The sequence below is a fragment of the Nocardioides marmoribigeumensis genome (genome assembly GCF_031458325.1).
Classification (GTDB): Bacteria; Actinomycetota; Actinomycetes; order Propionibacteriales; family Nocardioidaceae; genus Marmoricola_A; species Marmoricola_A marmoribigeumensis.
In genome coordinates this window covers 3329180-3344193 of record NZ_JAVDYG010000001.1, presented here as the reverse complement: position 1 = coordinate 3344193, position 15014 = coordinate 3329180, and the positions used below count along the sequence as shown (strand labels likewise).

Genomic DNA, 15014 nt, shown 5'->3' with positions numbered 1-15014 from the left:
GGGCGCCCCGCGGCCGGGCCTAGGCTGTCGGGCATGGTCAACCTGACGCGCATCTACACCCGCACCGGCGACACGGGCACCACGCGGCTGGGGGACAACAGCGTGACCACCAAGACCGACCCCCGGCTCGAGGCCTACGCCGACGTCGACGAGCTCAACAGCCAGATCGGCCTGGCCCTCGCGCTCGGCGACCTCGACGACGACGTGGCCGACCTGCTCCGGCTGGTCCAGAACGAGCTGTTCGACGTCGGGGCCGACCTGTGCACCCCGGTCGTGGCGGACCCGGAGTTCCCGCCGCTGCGCGTCCTCCCGGCGTACGTCGAGCGCCTCGAGCAGCGCTGCGACCACTACAACGAGGACCTGGCCGCGCTCCGCTCCTTCATCCTCCCCGGCGGCTCGACCGGGGCGGCGGCGCTGCACGTGTGCCGCACGGTGGCCCGCCGCGCCGAGCGCGCCGCCTGGGCCGCGCACGAGGTGCACGGCGAGACGATGAACCCGGTCGCGATCACCTACCTCAACCGGCTCAGCGACCTGCTTTTCATCCTCGCCCGGCACGCCAACCGGCGGCAGGGCGACGTGCTCTGGCAGCCCGGCGGCGAGCGCTGAGCCCTGCCTCACGCGGAGGCGAGCACCTCGGCCACGACCGTGCCGAGCTCGCGCGTGGAGAGGCCCTTCTCGACGTAGCGGTGGGCTCCGGCCGCCAGCGCCCGCTCGGCCATCGATCCCTTGTCGAAGCCGGAGAGCACGACCACGCGCACGCCGGGCGCGGCCTCGAGGATGAGGGGCAGCGCCTGCAGCCCGTCCATCTTGGGCATGGCGAGGTCGAGCAGGACCAGGTCGGGCTGGCGGGTGCGGGCGAGGTCGACCGCCTCCTCGCCGTCGGCGGCCAGACCGACCACCTGGTAGCCGCCCCACATCTCGACCTTGATCCCGAGCAGGTCGCGCAGGTCACGCGAGTCATCGACGATGAGCACCTTCACGGGACCGGTCACCCCTCACTCCGGCTGCGCCGGCGCGTCCAGGTGCGCCAGCGGGTCACGGGGCGACCTCCGCCGGCGCGGGCGGTCCGGGGACCTCGTCCAGGGACGTGGCCACCGAGCGCACCAGCTCGCCGGGGGCGAGGGTGCCGTGGTCCAGGGGCTCGAGCAGGTCGTTCATCATCTTGCGACCGGCAGCCAGGGTGCGGTCGAGGTAGGACACGGCGCGATCGTAGTCCCCGTCCTCGATCGCGTAGACCGCAATGGTGAGGCCCTGGACCACGTTGTCGTTGATCTCCAGCGCCTGCCGGCGGCGCAGCTGGGAGTCGCGCAGTCGCTGTGCGGTCTCCTCGGCGGCCAGCCGGGGCGCGGCGTCGTGCAGGAACGCCGCGGTCAGGCCGGGCTCGGAGGCGTCGGCGAGGTTGGCCATGGCGGCGTCGAGGCGCAGCTCGCGCCCGTCGATCCCACGGGCCTCGACGGCCTCCCCGCCCACGCGGGCCGGCTCGGGCAGGATCTCGCCGATCTCGTGGCCGACCGGGTCGCCGCCGAGGATCTCGTCGGCGCGTGCGTTGGCCTGGAGCACCCGGCCGTCGGCGTCGAGCACGAGCACGGCGTCGGGGCTGGACTCCACCAGCAGCCGGAAGCGGGCGGCGCTGCGCTCGCGCTCCTGCTCGGCCAGGACGCGGTCGGTGATGTCGACGCACGTGCCGCGCATGCGCACGGGCACGCCCTCGTCGTTCATGATCACCTGGCCGTTGGAGGACAGGTAGCGCAGCTCGCCGTCGGGGCGCACCACGCGCTCGATCATCTGGTAGGGCTCGCCCGAGGCGTAGGCCGCCTGGTGCACGGCCATGATCCGCTCGCGGTCCTCGGGGTGCAGCATCGACAGGAAGCGCTCGTAGGAGGCGTTGAACGAGCCCGGCTCGTGGCCGTAGATGCGGAACAGCTGGTCGGACCACCGGTTGGTGTCGGTCGGGATGTGCCAGTCGTAGTCACCCATGTTGGCCAGCTGCTGGGCGTTGTCGACCCGCTGGGTCAGGTCGGCCAGCCGGCTCTCGGCGACCAGGCGGCCCCACGCGGCACGGAAGGCGTCCAGCGCCGCGGTGGCCCACGGTGCGGCGTCCTCGGAATCGGTCGGGTCGGCCAGCAGCAGCACGAGGCCCTCACCGGGAAGGGTCACCGCCCGGCTGGTCCGGGCGCCGCCCCAGCCGGCGACCTCGGTGCCGTCCTCGAGCGACCCGACGAGGGAGGGATCGGGACCTTCGCCGGGGTAGGGGGCCCCGGTGCTCGCGTCGACCACCCAGCCCTCGCCGCTGCGGCGTACGACGGCCGCGCCGCCCGAGCCGGTCAGCGCGGCCACCAGCGGCAGCGCCTCACGCGCGAAGGGTCCGAACCCGTCGCTCTCGTTGCCCGCGCGCGCCAGTCTCGCCATGCGCTCGTCCGCGCTCACCACACTCACGGCTGCTCCCATCGTCCATGCCGTGATCACGCCCGGTCGTCACCCCACGTGCACCACCTGAAGCGCCAGACTCGGACGTGGACAGCGCCGCGTCAAGCGGAACGGGCAGAAGGGCTGAAGGTGGACCATGCCGACTGGTCCAGGACCACCCCTTGGTCCCCACTTGCTGGGACCAGGGTCCCCGCGTCAGACGCCCGAGGGGGTGGGTCCGCACCGCGGGGCTCCAGGGCTCAGATCGCCCGCGGACGGCGGCCGGGAGGCGCCGCCTCGAGCCAGGCCAGCAGCCCGGTCACGGCCTCCGGGGCCATCGCCAGGCACACCGGCCGGCCCTCGGCCCGGAACTCGACCACGCGGTGGCCGGCGTAGAGGGAGTAGACCTCCATGCCCTCGGGCTCGCGCTGTCCCACGACCTCCAGGCCGTGGCGCTCGAGCGCACGCAGGGGCCTCATCCGCAGGGAGAAGAGCCGGAAGACCTGGAGCTGGTCACCGGCGTAGCGACCGACCCCGAGCACCCAGCCACGACCGGGGCGGTCGGCCCGGGTGCGCAGGCTGACCTCGAAGGTGCCCCCGGCCCGGGTGAGCAGACGCCGCCGCACCAGGAGTGCGGCGGCGTACAGGATGAGCAGCAGCAGGCAGAGGCCGGCGACATCGGCCAACCACTGCCACCAGGGCACGGGTCAGGACCGCTTCTCGGCAGCCCGGATCCGAGCCTCCGCCCACGCGCGAGCGGCCGTCCGCTCGGCCTCCTCGTGGGCCTCGTCGGTGTTCTCGCCGTTGTGCTCGGCGCGCTCCAGGTCGTGACGGGCGTTCTCGAGGTCGATGTCGTGGGCCATCTCGGCGTGCTCGGCCAGGATCGAGATCCGGTTGCCGGCCACCGAGAGGAACCCCGCGTCGACCGCGGCGATCCAGGTCTCGTCGTCGGCGGTGGTCACGTCGACCACCCCGTCGACCATGAGCGAGAGCATCGGGGCGTGGTTGGGCAGGATGCCCACGTCACCCTCGGTCGTGCGGGCGATGACCATCGTGGCCTCGCCCGACCACACGAGCCGGTCGGCGGCGACCAGCTCGACCTGCATCGTGGCGTCGCTCATCAGGACCCCGTCGACTTCTGGATCTCCGCCCACTTGCGCTCGACGTCGTCCAGGCCACCGCACATGAAGAAGGCCTGCTCGGCGACGTGGTCGTACTCGCCGTCGCTGATCTTGTTGAACGCCTCGATGGTGTCCTCGACGGAGACCGTCGAGCCCTCGATGCCGGTGAACTGCTTGGCGACGTAGGTGTTCTGCGACAGGAAGCGCTGGATGCGGCGCGCCCGGTGCACGGTGACCTTGTCCTCCTCGGAGAGCTCGTCGACACCGAGGATCGCGATGATGTCCTGCAGCTCCTTGTTGCGCTGGAGGATCTGCTTGACCCGGATCGCGGCGTCGTAGTGCTCCTTGCCGATGTACTGCGGGTCGAGGATCCGCGAGGTCGACGTCAGCGGGTCCACCGCGGGGTAGATGCCGAGCGAGGCGATCTCACGCGAGAGCTCCGTCGTGGCGTCGAGGTGCGCGAACGTCGTGGCCGGAGCGGGGTCGGTGTAGTCGTCGGCGGGGACGTAGATCGCCTGCATCGAGGTGATCGAGTTGCCTCGCGTGGAGGTGATGCGCTCCTGCAGGACGCCCATCTCGTCGGCCAGGTTGGGCTGGTAGCCCACCGCGGACGGCATGCGGCCCAGCAGCGTGGAGACCTCGGAGCCCGCCTGGGTGAACCGGAAGATGTTGTCGATGAACAGCAGCACGTCCTGGTTCTGCACGTCGCGGAAGTACTCCGCCATCGTCAGGGCCGACAGGGCCACGCGCAGACGCGTGCCCGGCGGCTCGTCCATCTGGCCGAAGACCAGCGCGGTCTGCCCGATGACGCCCGCCTCGTCCATCTCGGCGATCAGGTCGTTGCCCTCACGGGTGCGCTCGCCGACACCGGCGAACACCGACACACCACCGTGGTCCTTGGCGACGCGCGCGATCATCTCCTGGATGAGCACGGTCTTGCCGACGCCCGCACCACCGAACAGGCCGATCTTGCCGCCCTGGACGTAGGGGGTGAGCAGGTCGATGACCTTGATGCCGGTCTGGAACATCTCGGTCTTGGACTCGAGCTGGTCGAAGGCCGGCGCCTTGCGGTGGATGCCCCACCGCTCCTTGACCTCGAGCTTCTCGCCCTCCTCGAGGTTGAGGCAGTCGCCGGTCACGTTGAACACGTGGCCCAGCGTCGCGTCACCCACGGGCACCGAGATCGGGCCGCCGGTGTCGGTCACCTGCGAGCCGCGGACCATGCCGTCGGTCGGCTTCATCGAGATCGAGCGGACCATGCCGTCACCGATGTGCTGGGCGACCTCGAGGACGATGGTCTGAGTGTCGTCGCCCAGCGTCACGTCGACGGTGAGCGCGTTGTAGATCTCGGGCATCGAGTCGCTGGGGAACTCGACGTCGACGACGGGCCCGATCACTCGGGCGATGCGGCCGACGCTGCCGCCGGTGGTCCCGGTGGCCTCTTCGTTCAGGGTGGCAGTCATTCTCTTCGTTCTCCTCAGTCGGAATCGATAAGGCTCAGTCGGAACCGGCGTTGGCGTCGGCCAGGGCGTTCACGCCGCCCACGATCTCGCTGATCTCCTGGGTGATGCCCGCCTGGCGAGCCTGGTTGGCGATCCGCTTGTACTTCTTGATCAGGTCCTCGGCGTTGTCCGTCGCCGACTTCATCGCCCGCTGGCGGGCTGCGAGCTCGGAGGCCGCGGCCTGGAGCAGCGCGAAGTAGATGCGCGACTGGACGTACTTCGGCAGCAGCCCGTCGAGGACGTCGGAGGCGCTCGGCTCGAACTCGTAGAGCGGCAGGACGTCGTCCTTCTCCGGCGGCGTCTCGCCCTCGACGATCTCCAGGGGCAGCATCCGCACGGCGGTGGGCTCCTGGGTCAGCATCGAGCGGAAGCGGGTGTAGACCACGTGGACCTCGTCGACCGGCTTGACCGGGATGCCGTTGCCGTCGGCGTCCCTGCCCTCGTCGCCCTCCTCCATCGTGAAGGCGCTGATCAGCGTGGCGCCGATCTCGCGGGCCACGTCGTACGTCGGCTGGTCGGAGTGGCCGGTCCACGTCTCCACGACCTCGCGGCCGCGGAACTTGTAGTAGGCCACGCCCTTGCGACCCGAGACGTAGAGGTCGACCTCCTTGCCCTCCTCCTTGAGCTTCTCCACCAGGCGCTCGGCCTCGCGCAGCACGCTCGAGGAGTAGGCCCCGGCCAGGCCGCGGTCACTGGTCACGACCAGGATCGCGGCCCGCTTCGGGTCGTCCTTCTCGGTGGTCAGCGGGTGCTCGACGTTGGAGAACGTCGCCACCGCGGAGACCGCCCGCGTGAGCTCACGGGCGTAGGGCGCGGCGGCCTGGGCCCGCTGCTGCGCCTTGATGATGCGGGACGCAGCGATGAGCTCCATGGCCCGGGTGATCTTCTTGGTCGACTCGACCGACTTGATCCGGGCGCGGTACTCGCGCAGCGATACGGCCACCGTCAGCCTCGCTTCTGCTTGACGATCTGCTCCTGCTCGACGTCCTCGTCCTCGAGTGCCTCGTGCTCCTCGTGACCGGGCTTGATCGAGCCGCCCTCGGAGGTCTCGAACTGCTGGGCGAACTTCTCGAACGCCTTCTCCAGCGAGGACTCGGTGTCGTCGGTGAAGGTGCGGCTCTCGCGGATGCCCTCGAGGATGCCCGACTCCTGACGACGCAGGTAGTCCAGGAACTCGGACTCGAAGCGCAGGACGTCCTCGGTGGGCACGCGGTCCAGCTTGCCGCTGGTGCCGGTCCACAGCGAGACCGTCATGTCCTCGAGGGAGTACGGCGAGTAGGCCGGCTGCTTGAGCAGCGCCATCAGGCGCTGGCCGCGGTCGAGCTGCTGGCGCGAGGCCGCGTCGAGGTCGGAGGCGAACATCGCGAACGCCTCCATCGCGCGGAACTGCGCCAGGTCGACCTTGAGCGAGCCCGTGACCGCCTTCATCGCCTTGGTCATCGCCGCACCGCCCACGCGGGACACCGAGACACCCACGTCGATCGCGGGGCGCTGGTTGGCGTTGAACAGGTCGGACTGCAGGAAGATCTGGCCGTCGGTGATCGAGATGACGTTGGTCGGGATGAACGCCGAGACGTCGTTGGCCTTGGTCTCGATGATCGGCAGACCGGTCATCGAGCCCTTGCCCATCTCGTCGGAGAGCTTCGCGCAGCGCTCCAGCAGGCGGGAGTGGACGTAGAAGACGTCCCCGGGGAACGCCTCGCGGCCCGGCGGGCGACGCAGCAGCAGCGACACCGCACGGTAGGCCTCGGCCTGCTTGGTCAGGTCGTCGAAGACGATCAGGACGTGCTTGCCGTCGTACATCCAGTGCTGGCCGATGGCCGAGCCGGTGTAGGGCGCGAGGTACTTGAAGCCCGCGCTGTCGGAGGCCGGGGAGGCGACGATGGTGGTGTACTCCATCGCGCCGGCCTCCTCGAGGGCGCCACGCACGGAGGCGATGGTCGAGCCCTTCTGGCCGATCGCGACGTAGATGCAGCGCACCTGCTTGTCCGGGTCGCCGGACTCCCAGTTGGCCTTCTGGTTGATGATCGTGTCGATCGCGATCGTGCTCTTGCCGGTCTGGCGGTCACCGATGATCAGCTGGCGCTGGCCGCGGCCGATCGGGGTCATGGCGTCGATCGCCTTGATGCCGGTGGCCAGGGGCTCGTGCACCGACTTGCGCTGCATCACGTCGGGGGCCTGCAGCTCCAGCGCGCGACGCCCCTCGGCCTCGATCTCGCCCATGCCGTCGATCGGCACGCCGAGCGGGTCCACGACGCGGCCCATGAAGCCGTCGCCGACGGGCACGGAGAGCACCTCGCCGGTGCGGCGAACCGTCTGGCCCTCCTCGATGCCCTCGAAGTCACCCAGGACGACGACACCGATCTCGCGGGTGTCGAGGTTGAGCGCCAGGCCGCGGGTGCCGTCCTCGAACTCCAGCAGCTCGTTGGCCATGCACGAGGGCAGACCCGACACGCGCGCGATGCCGTCGCCGGCCTCGGCGACCAGGCCGACCTCCTCACGGCTGGCGGTCTCGGGCTGGTAGTCAGCCACGAAGCGCTGCAGAGCGTCCCGGATCTCCTCCGGACGGATCGAAAGCTCCGTCATCTTCTGTTCCTGCTCTCTTCAAGTTCGTTCTCGGATGTCTGGATCGGTGTCGGTGGGGGCGGTGCCGGCTCGGCCGGCTCGGCCGGCTCGGCCGGCTCGGCCGGCTCAGCCGGCGAGCTTGCGGCGGGCGTCGTCGAGGCGGGTGGAGACGGTGCCGTCGATGACGTCGTCACCGACCTCGACCCGCACGCCTCCCAGGACCGCGGGGTCCACCAGCACGTTGAGGTCCACCGCGCGGGAGTACTGCCGGGTCAGCGCCGCCTTGAGCCGGTCGGACTCGGTGTCCGACAGCGGGCGCGCGACGCGGACGAGCGCCACCACCCGCTCCCGCTCCGAGGCCGCGAGGCGCTGGTAGGCCTCGATCGCCAGGCCGACGGTGCGGTGGGTGCCGGTGACCGCCTGCTCGACGAGCTGGATGGTCCCCCGCGCCGCCTTGCCCTCGAGGAGGCCGCGCAGCAGACCCTGCTTGTCCTCCACGGACCGGGCGGGGTCACCGAGGGCGTCGCGCAGCGAGGGGTTGTCGGCCACGAGGCGCTCGACGGTGAACAGCTGCTCCTCGACCGCGTCGGCCTCCCCGTCGGCCTCGGCCGCGCGGACCACCGCGATGACCGCGAGGTGCTCGAGGGTGTCGGCGAGGTCGCGCACGGCTGCCCAGCGCTGGCCGGCCGCGGTGGCGGCGACGTCGAGGCCGCCCTCACCGAGACTCTCGCCGAAGACCCGGCGCACCAGCCCCGACTTGGCCTGCGAGCCGACCGACACGTCGGTCAGCACACGTCGCAGGCCGGGCTCGCGGCGCAGCACCTCGGCCACGCCGAAGAGGTCCCGCGCCACGTCGTAGCCGTTGGCGGAGCCGCCGTCGGACAGGACCGAGGAGAGCCGGCCGGTGAGCATGTCGTAGGCCTCCGCGGACGCACCGCGGAGTCCCGACGCCGATCGGGCCATCAGCTCGCCCCGTGGCCCGTGCCGTTGGCAGGGCTGCTGGTCTCGAGGTCGGCCAGGAAGCGCTCGATCACGCGGCTCTGGCGAGCCTCGTCGTCCAGCGCTTCGCCCACGATGCGGCCGGCGAGACCGGTCGCGAGCGATCCGACCTCGGCGCGCAGCGCGGTGACGGCCTGCTGACGCTCGGCCTCGATCTGCGCCTTGCCGTGCTCGACGATGCGAGCGGCCTCGGTCTGCGCCTGGTCGCGCATCTCCGAGACGATCTGCGCGCCCTGCTCACGAGCCTCCTCACGGATGCGGGCGGCCTCCTGACGAGCCTCGCCCAGCTGCTTCTCCAGCTCGGCCAGCTTCTCGTCGGCGGCGGCCTGCTTCTGCTCGGCCTGCTTGAGCCCGCCCTCGATGGCGTCGGTGCGCTCGGCGTAGGTCTTCTCGAAGTTCGGGACGATGAACTTGGCGAAGACGAACACCAGGATCGCGAAGACGACCAGGGCGAGGGCCACCTCGATCCACTCGGGGACGAGCGGGTTGTGCTCGCCGCCCCCTTCGGCCGCGAGGCGGACGATCGATGTCTTGATCATGCGGTGGTCCTAGAGACTCGAGGTGTTGGTCAGAGCACGAACGCGAGGGCGATACCGATGATCGCGAGCGCCTCGGCGAGCGCGAAGCCCAGGATGGCGATCGACTGCAGGCGGCTCTGGGCCTCCGGCTGACGCGCCACACCGTTGATGTAGGCGGCGAAGATCAGGCCGATGCCGACGCCCGGGCCGATGGCGGCGAGGCCGTAGCCGATCATGTTCACATTGCCGTCCACTGTGATTCCTTTCGGTTGGTACTACGTGGGTCGTGCGGGTGGTGCAGGTCTGCGGGTTCTCAGTGCTCGTCTGCGAGCGCGCCCGAGATGTACATGGCGTTGAGCAGGACGAAGACGTAGGCCTGGAGCACCTGGACCAGGATCTCCAGGAAGGCGACCGCGATCGCGAGCACCCAGGCCAGGGGTCCGGCGATCGCACCGATCACGCCCTGGTTCTCGAGCAGGTAGAGGCCACCGGTCGAGAACAGGACCAGCAGGATGTGGCCGGCGAACATGTTCGCGAAGAGTCGAAGGGCCAGGGTGACCGGCCGGACCAGGATGTTGGAGAAGAACTCCAGCGGGATGAGCAGCGGCAGGATCGCCTTGCTCACGCCGGCGGGCACGGTCTGGAGCTTGAGGTAGCCGAGGAACCCGTGCTTCTGGATGCCGATCGCGTTGTAGATCACCCACGACAGCCCGGCCAGGGCGTAGGCCATGCCCGCGCGGGAGAAGGTCGGGAACTCGATGAAGGGAATGCTGCCGAAGAGGTTGTTGAGCAGCACGAAGAAGAAGAGCGCGGTGAGGTAGGGCAGGAAGCGCACGAAGTCGTGGCTGCCGATGATGTCGCGCGCCACGGTGTTGCGGACGAAGCCGTAGGCGCCCTCACCGACGAACTGGAGCTTGTTCGGCACCAGGCGGCGCTGGCGGGCGGCCAGGACGAAGAAGCCACCCACCAGGAGCGCGGCGAGCAGCAGCTGCAGCATCGGCTTGGTGACCCCCACGCCGCCCACGCTGAAGACCGGCGGGAGGTCGAAGATGGCGGGGCCGGGCGGCGTGAACGACTCCCCCGTGGTCACCAGGGTGGCTGCGGTGAGGTGCACCGGGTCTCCTCTGTCAGTCCTGCTCGGGCTGGTCCGTCGGGCGCGTGGTCCGCTGGGGGCGTTCGCCCTCCTCCGGTGCGGCTCCGGCGTTCAGACGGGAGATGGTCAGGTAGAGACCCAGACCAGCGCCCACCAGGATGCCGACCGCGACCAGGAACGAGGTGCCCAGCCACCGATCCAGGAGCCAGCCCAGCACGCCGTACATCGCCACGCCCGAGGTGAGGTAACCGAAGGCGTGCCAGGGATCCGTGGAGGGCTTCCCTGACGACGATGGCGGACTCTGCTGACTCATCGCGTTCCGGACAATAGCAGCAGCACAGGGGCGGGTTCACCCGGCGTCGGGTCGCTCCGGTGAGGCCGCTCCCGACGGTTTCGCGAGGTCGGCGGGGGTGTGGTAGAGGGGGATCCGCTCCCGCGTCGCAGCCCGGACGAGGGTGGCGGTCCACACCAGCGTGCCCACGACGACCGTGCCGGAGAGCCAGCGAGCGTCCACCTGGCCCTCGAGCAGGCCCGAGCCCCGCAGGGCGACGAAGGCCAGTCCCAGCAGCACCACCTGCAACGTGTAGGTCAGCAGCGCCAGGAGCAGCGAGGTCGCCGGCGCCACGGCGGCCGCGACCTGCATCGTCACCAGGCCGAGGACGTAGAAGCCGACCAGCAGGCCCACGCCGACCAGCACCCCCGCGGCCGCGGCACCCCCGGCGGTCAGCAGGGCGACGACGACCCCGACGGCACCCGCCCCGAGGGTGACGAGCAGGGCGCTGCGCAGGCCGGCGACCGTCACTTGACCGATCCAACCGACGTGGACCCGCCCGGACGCTTGTGAAAAACCGCACAAGCCTCTTTGCGCAGGTCAGGGGCCGGATCGGCGACCCGTCCGGGCCGTCGGTCAGTGCGCATGGTCGCGGGGCTCCTCGCGGAGGTAGGGACCCGGTCGCGGGGGCGGACCGGAGTAGTCCTCGTGGTGGGTCCAGGCCGGCCGCTCGACCCGGGGGACCACGATCGTGAGGAGCACGGTGACCGCCAGCCAGCCCAGGAGGCCGCCCGCGACCAGCGGGCTCGGGTAGAGGCTGAGCGCCACTCCCCCCAGGGCGATCAGGGCCGCCCACAGCCACAGCACCACGACGGCACGACGGTGGGAGTGGCCGAACTCCAGCAGCCGGTGGTGCAGGTGCTTCTTGTCGGGGGCGAAGGGCGACTGCCCCCGCAGCGTCCGGCGTACGACGGCCAGCATCAGGTCGGCGAACGGCAGGACCAGGATGGCCAGCGGCAGCAGGACGGGCATGAGCACCACGAGCACGCTCGAGCTGGCCCAGGCGGCGTTCTGGATGTCGAGGGCCGGGAACCCGGCGGTCAGCGAGAGCGCCGAGCCGGCGAGCACCAGGCCGATCAGCATCGACCCGCTGTCCCCCATGAAGATGCGGGCCGGGTTGAAGTTGTGGGCCAGGAAGCCGGCGCAGGCGCCGCACAGGATCACGCAGAGCAGGGCCGTGGGGATGGCCAGGGAGTCGCCGTTCTTGGCCGCCACGGAGTAGGAGAAGAAGAAGAACGCCAGGGCGCCGAGCCCGACCACTCCCCCGGCCAGCCCGTCCAGGCCGTCGACGAAGTTGACCGCGTTGATCGTCAGCACGACCACGAAGATCGTGGCCAGGGTGGCCTGGGCCGGGTCGAGGGTGAGCACGCCGCCCTCGGAGAGCCCGAGGGAGTAGAACTGCACGCCGTTGAGGACCATGAACCCCGCGGCCAGCACCTGCCCCCCGAGCTTGGTGAGCGCGTCGAGCTCGATCAGGTCGTCGACCACCCCCAGCAGGCACACCAGCGCGCCCGCGCCGAGCACCACCGCGGTGTCGTGGAAGACCTGGTCCCCCGAGCGCGAGAGGAACGGCAGCTCGCGCGAGACCAGGAAGGCCGCCGACATGCCGGCGAGCATCGCGACGCCCCCGAAGTAGGGGATCGGCTCGGCGTGCACGTCGCGGTCGCGGACGGCGGCGACGGCGCCGAAGCGCAGGGCCGCCTCACGGGCGAGCACCGTGGTCAGGTAGGTGACGCCGAGCGACACCAGGAGGACCAGGAGGTACTCACGCATCGAGGATCAGGGTCTCCATCGGCGCCACGACCTCGTTGAGGGTCGCCAGCGGGACGACGCCGCTGCGCAGGAGCCTGCCCTGCTCGCCGGTGCAGTCGACGATCGTGGAGGGGAGCGGCCCGGGCGTCGGGCCGCCGTCGAGGATGACGCGCACCGCCTCGCCCAGCATGCGCTCGGCCTCGTCGGCGTCGGTCGCGGCCGGCTCGCCGGACAGGTTGGCGCTGCTCACCGCCAGCGGGCCCGTGCGGGCCAGCAGCTCGAGGGCGGCGTCGTGATCGGGCATGCGGACCGCGACGGTGCCGCGGGTCTCGCCGAGGTCCCACTGCAGGCTCGCCTGCTGGCGGAGGACCAGGGTCAGCGGACCCGGCCAGAGCTCGTCGACGAGGGCGCGCGCCCAGTCGGGGATGCCGATCGCGAGCGCCTCGAGCGTGGTCTTGGCCGACACCAGCACCGGCGGCGGCATCTCGCGCCCGCGGCCCTTGGCGTCGAGCAGCCGCTGCACCGCGCCGGCGTTGAAGGCGTCGCAGCCGACGCCGTAGACCGTGTCGGTCGGCAGCACGACCAGCCGCCCCCGCTGCACGCTGCGGGCCGCCTCGTCCATGCCCGTCTCGCGCTCGGCGTCCACGGACAGGTCGAAGCGAAGCGCGCTCACGCGTCCACCCGCGTCGTGCTCATCGCTTGGCTCCGCTCACGGGGCCATCATGACGCACGCACCGCGGTCACGAAGCGAGGGCGTCCGGCCAGGTCGGGCCGGTCGGCGACCTCGCGCCAGCGGCCCGTCGCGCGGAAGACCGCCGGCGCCGCCTCGCCCTGCACGTCGGCGTGCTCGACGGCGACCACGCCCCCGGGACGCAGCAGCCGCGCCGCGGTCGCCTCCACCACGCGCATCGCGTCGAGGCCGTCCTGGCCGGACCACAGCGCGAGGGCGGGGTCGTGGTCGCGGACCTCCGCGGTCACCGACTCCCACGCCTCGAGCGGGATGTACGGCGGGTTGCTCACGACCACGTCGACCGTCCCGTCGAGCTCGGGGAACGCCTCGGCCATGTCGCCCGAGCGCAGGTCGACCCCGCTGCCCTCGAGGTTGCGCGAGGCCCACTCGACCGCGCCGGGGTCGAGCTCGACGGCGTGCACCCGGGACTCCGGCACCTCGGTGGCGACCGCGAGCGCGATCGCGCCCGAGCCGGTGCACAGGTCGACCACGACCGGGTCCGGGCGGCGCTGCAGGGCCTCACGGACCCGCTCGACGGCGAACCCGGCCACGACCTCGGTCTCGGGGCGCGGGACGAAGACGCCCGCGCCGACCTGCAGCTCGACGTACCGGAAGCCGGCGGAGCCGGTGAGGTGCTGCAGCGGCACCCGCGCGGCGCGGCGCTCGAGGAGCGCGTCGAAGGCCTCGAGCTGGTCGGCGTCGGGCTCCGGCGCGGTGACCAGCGAGCCGCGGCGCACGCCCAGGACGTGGGCGAGGAGCTCGGCGGCGTCGTGCTCGGGCGAGTCCACCCCCGCGTCGCGGAGCCGGCTCGCGGCACCGTCGAGCAGCCGCCTCACGACCCGATCGCCTCGAGCCGCGCGGCCAGGTCGGCCTCGACGCAGGACTCGACGACGGGCTCGAGGTCACCGTCGAGGACCTGGTCGAGGTGGTAGGACTTGTAGCCGGTGCGGTGGTCGGAGATCCGGTTCTCGGGGTAGTTGTAGGTCCGGATGCGCTCGGAGCGGTCGACCGTGCGGACCTGGGAGCGGCGGGCGTCGGACGCCTCGGCCGCCGCGGCCTCCTCGGCCTGCGCCAGCAGGCGCGAGCGCAGGATGCGCAGCGCCTGCTCCTTGTTCTGCAGCTGGGACTTCTCGTTCTGGCAGCTCACCACCAGGCCGGTCGGCAGGTGGGTGATGCGCACGGCGGAGTCGGTGGTGTTGACGCTCTGGCCGCCGGGACCGGAGGAGCGGAAGACGTCGATGCGCAGGTCCTTGTCGTCGATCGTGACGTCGACCTGCTCGGCCTCGGGCATCACGAGCACCCCGGCCGCCGACGTGTGCACCCGCCCCTGGGACTCGGTGACGGGAACCCGCTGCACGCGGTGGACGCCGCCCTCGAACTTCAGCAGCGCGTAGGGCGTCTCCCCGGGCTGGGACGTCCCCTTGGCCTTGACCGCGACGGTCACGGACTTGAAGCCACCCAGGTCGGACTCGGTGGCGTCCAGCACCTCGGTGCGCCAGCCCCGGCGCTCGGCGTAGCGGGTGTACATCCGCAGCAGGTCGCCGGCGAACAGCGCCGACTCCTCGCCGCCCTCGCCGGACTTGATCTCCAGCAGGGCGTCCTTGGCGTCCGAGGGGTCGCGCGGCACGAGCAGCCGGCGCAGCCGCTCCTCCGCGGCCTCGCGGCGCTCGGTCAGCGACGCGAGCTCGGCGGCGAAGGACTCGTCCTCCTCGGCCAGCTCGGCGGCGGCCTCGAGGTCACCGGTCAGCGCGACCAGCTCCTCGTGGACGCGCGCGACCGCACTGAGCTCGGCGTAGCGCTGGTTGAGGCGCTTGGCCAGGTGCTGGTCGGCGTGGACCGCGGGGTCGGCGAGCTGCTGCTCGAGGTCGGCGTGCTCGGCGAGCAGCGCCGCGACGGCGTCCTTCACCTCATCGACCTCCCTCGGCTCGTGGTCCCGGGTCGTGGTCCCGGCTCCTGACGCGACGAGACGCCGGGCCCGCAGCGCAGGTGGTCCTGCG

General features: G+C 71.4%; 18 protein-coding genes. 1 reads left to right on the top strand and 17 read right to left on the bottom strand.

Annotation, left to right across the window (positions count from 1 at the left end; translation table 11 throughout):
- Positions 1-33 precede the first annotated feature (33 nt).
- The gene (locus tag J2S63_RS15955) at positions 34-606 is read left to right on the top strand and encodes a cob(I)yrinic acid a,c-diamide adenosyltransferase (RefSeq protein WP_310304223.1); all 573 of its coding nucleotides are present in this window, start codon (positions 34-36) and stop codon (positions 604-606) included.
- A gap of 8 nt (positions 607-614) precedes the next feature.
- On the opposite strand, the gene J2S63_RS15950 is transcribed toward J2S63_RS15955, so the two are convergent.
- The 17 genes from J2S63_RS15950 to prfA all read right to left on the bottom strand — a co-directional run bounded on the left by J2S63_RS15950 (position 615) and on the right by prfA (position 14923).
- On the bottom strand, positions 615-992 hold the full coding sequence (locus tag J2S63_RS15950) for a response regulator transcription factor (protein WP_310304220.1): 378 nt from the start codon (positions 990-992) through the stop codon (positions 615-617).
- 43 nt (positions 993-1035) lie between these two features.
- Positions 1036-2436 (bottom strand): PAS domain-containing protein, encoded by a 1401-nt coding sequence (locus J2S63_RS15945; protein WP_310304217.1) that lies wholly within the window; start codon positions 2434-2436, stop codon positions 1036-1038.
- Positions 2437-2666: 230 nt separating this feature from the next.
- Positions 2667-3110, bottom strand: coding sequence for a DUF2550 domain-containing protein (locus J2S63_RS15940; RefSeq protein ID WP_310304215.1), 444 nt, complete (start codon positions 3108-3110; stop codon positions 2667-2669).
- Between the two features lie 3 nt (positions 3111-3113).
- On the bottom strand, positions 3114-3527 hold the full coding sequence (locus J2S63_RS15935; protein WP_310304213.1) for a F0F1 ATP synthase subunit epsilon: 414 nt from the start codon (positions 3525-3527) through the stop codon (positions 3114-3116).
- Positions 3527-4990 (bottom strand): F0F1 ATP synthase subunit beta, encoded by a 1464-nt coding sequence (gene atpD, locus J2S63_RS15930; protein WP_310304210.1) that lies wholly within the window; start codon positions 4988-4990, stop codon positions 3527-3529. The genes J2S63_RS15935 and atpD overlap by 1 nt, the downstream gene beginning before the upstream one ends.
- Positions 4991-5024: 34 nt before the next feature.
- The gene (locus J2S63_RS15925) at positions 5025-5972 is read right to left on the bottom strand and encodes a F0F1 ATP synthase subunit gamma (RefSeq protein ID WP_310304208.1); all 948 of its coding nucleotides are present in this window, start codon (positions 5970-5972) and stop codon (positions 5025-5027) included.
- A 2-nt stretch (positions 5973-5974) separates the two neighbouring features.
- Positions 5975-7615: a F0F1 ATP synthase subunit alpha gene (gene atpA / locus J2S63_RS15920; RefSeq protein ID WP_310304206.1), complete on the bottom strand. Its 1641-nt coding sequence runs from the start codon at positions 7613-7615 to the stop codon at positions 5975-5977.
- A 105-nt stretch (positions 7616-7720) separates the two neighbouring features.
- Positions 7721-8557, bottom strand: coding sequence for a F0F1 ATP synthase subunit delta (locus J2S63_RS15915; RefSeq protein WP_310304204.1), 837 nt, complete (start codon positions 8555-8557; stop codon positions 7721-7723).
- Entirely contained in the window at positions 8557-9132 is a 576-nt protein-coding gene (locus J2S63_RS15910; RefSeq protein ID WP_310304201.1) for a F0F1 ATP synthase subunit B, read from the bottom strand. The genes J2S63_RS15915 and J2S63_RS15910 overlap by 1 nt, the downstream gene beginning before the upstream one ends.
- A 29-nt stretch (positions 9133-9161) precedes the next feature.
- A complete protein-coding gene (atpE, locus tag J2S63_RS15905) occupies positions 9162-9365 on the bottom strand; it encodes an ATP synthase F0 subunit C (RefSeq protein WP_310304198.1) in 204 nt (67 codons plus the stop codon).
- Between the two features lie 59 nt (positions 9366-9424).
- On the bottom strand, positions 9425-10225 hold the full coding sequence (atpB, locus tag J2S63_RS15900; protein WP_310304196.1) for a F0F1 ATP synthase subunit A: 801 nt from the start codon (positions 10223-10225) through the stop codon (positions 9425-9427).
- Between the two features lie 13 nt (positions 10226-10238).
- Positions 10239-10517 (bottom strand): AtpZ/AtpI family protein, encoded by a 279-nt coding sequence (locus tag J2S63_RS15895; protein ID WP_310304194.1) that lies wholly within the window; start codon positions 10515-10517, stop codon positions 10239-10241.
- Between the two features lie 36 nt (positions 10518-10553).
- Positions 10554-11006, bottom strand: a complete 453-nt coding sequence (locus J2S63_RS15890; RefSeq protein WP_310304192.1) for a hypothetical protein — start codon at positions 11004-11006, stop codon at positions 10554-10556.
- Between the two features lie 105 nt (positions 11007-11111).
- On the bottom strand, positions 11112-12308 hold the full coding sequence (locus J2S63_RS15885; protein ID WP_310304189.1) for an MraY family glycosyltransferase: 1197 nt from the start codon (positions 12306-12308) through the stop codon (positions 11112-11114).
- Positions 12301-12960 carry an L-threonylcarbamoyladenylate synthase gene (locus J2S63_RS15880; protein WP_310304187.1) on the bottom strand — a complete coding sequence of 220 codons (660 nt, stop codon included), beginning with the start codon at positions 12958-12960 and terminating at the stop codon, positions 12301-12303. Before J2S63_RS15880 ends, J2S63_RS15885 begins: the two co-directional genes overlap by 8 nt.
- A 47-nt stretch (positions 12961-13007) precedes the next feature.
- Positions 13008-13853, bottom strand: coding sequence for a peptide chain release factor N(5)-glutamine methyltransferase (gene prmC / locus J2S63_RS15875; RefSeq protein WP_310304184.1), 846 nt, complete (start codon positions 13851-13853; stop codon positions 13008-13010).
- Complete coding sequence (gene prfA / locus J2S63_RS15870) at positions 13850-14923, bottom strand: peptide chain release factor 1 (protein ID WP_310304182.1); 1074 nt, start codon at positions 14921-14923, stop codon at positions 13850-13852. Before prfA ends, prmC begins: the two co-directional genes overlap by 4 nt.
- Positions 14924-15014 lie beyond the last annotated feature (91 nt).

Coding starts and splice junctions, on each gene's coding strand:
- J2S63_RS15955 (WP_310304223.1), top strand. CDS start 34: ATGGTCAACCTGACGCGCATCTACACCCGCACCGGCGACACGGGCACC.
- J2S63_RS15935 (WP_310304213.1), bottom strand. CDS start 3,527: ATGAGCGACGCCACGATGCAGGTCGAGCTGGTCGCCGCCGACCGGCTC.
- atpD (WP_310304210.1), bottom strand. CDS start 4,990: ATGACTGCCACCCTGAACGAAGAGGCCACCGGGACCACCGGCGGCAGC.
- atpA (WP_310304206.1), bottom strand. CDS start 7,615: ATGACGGAGCTTTCGATCCGTCCGGAGGAGATCCGGGACGCTCTGCAG.
- J2S63_RS15915 (WP_310304204.1), bottom strand. CDS start 8,557: ATGGCCCGATCGGCGTCGGGACTCCGCGGTGCGTCCGCGGAGGCCTAC.
- J2S63_RS15910 (WP_310304201.1), bottom strand. CDS start 9,132: ATGATCAAGACATCGATCGTCCGCCTCGCGGCCGAAGGGGGCGGCGAG.
- J2S63_RS15895 (WP_310304194.1), bottom strand. CDS start 10,517: ATGAGTCAGCAGAGTCCGCCATCGTCGTCAGGGAAGCCCTCCACGGAT.
- J2S63_RS15885 (WP_310304189.1), bottom strand. CDS start 12,308: ATGCGTGAGTACCTCCTGGTCCTCCTGGTGTCGCTCGGCGTCACCTAC.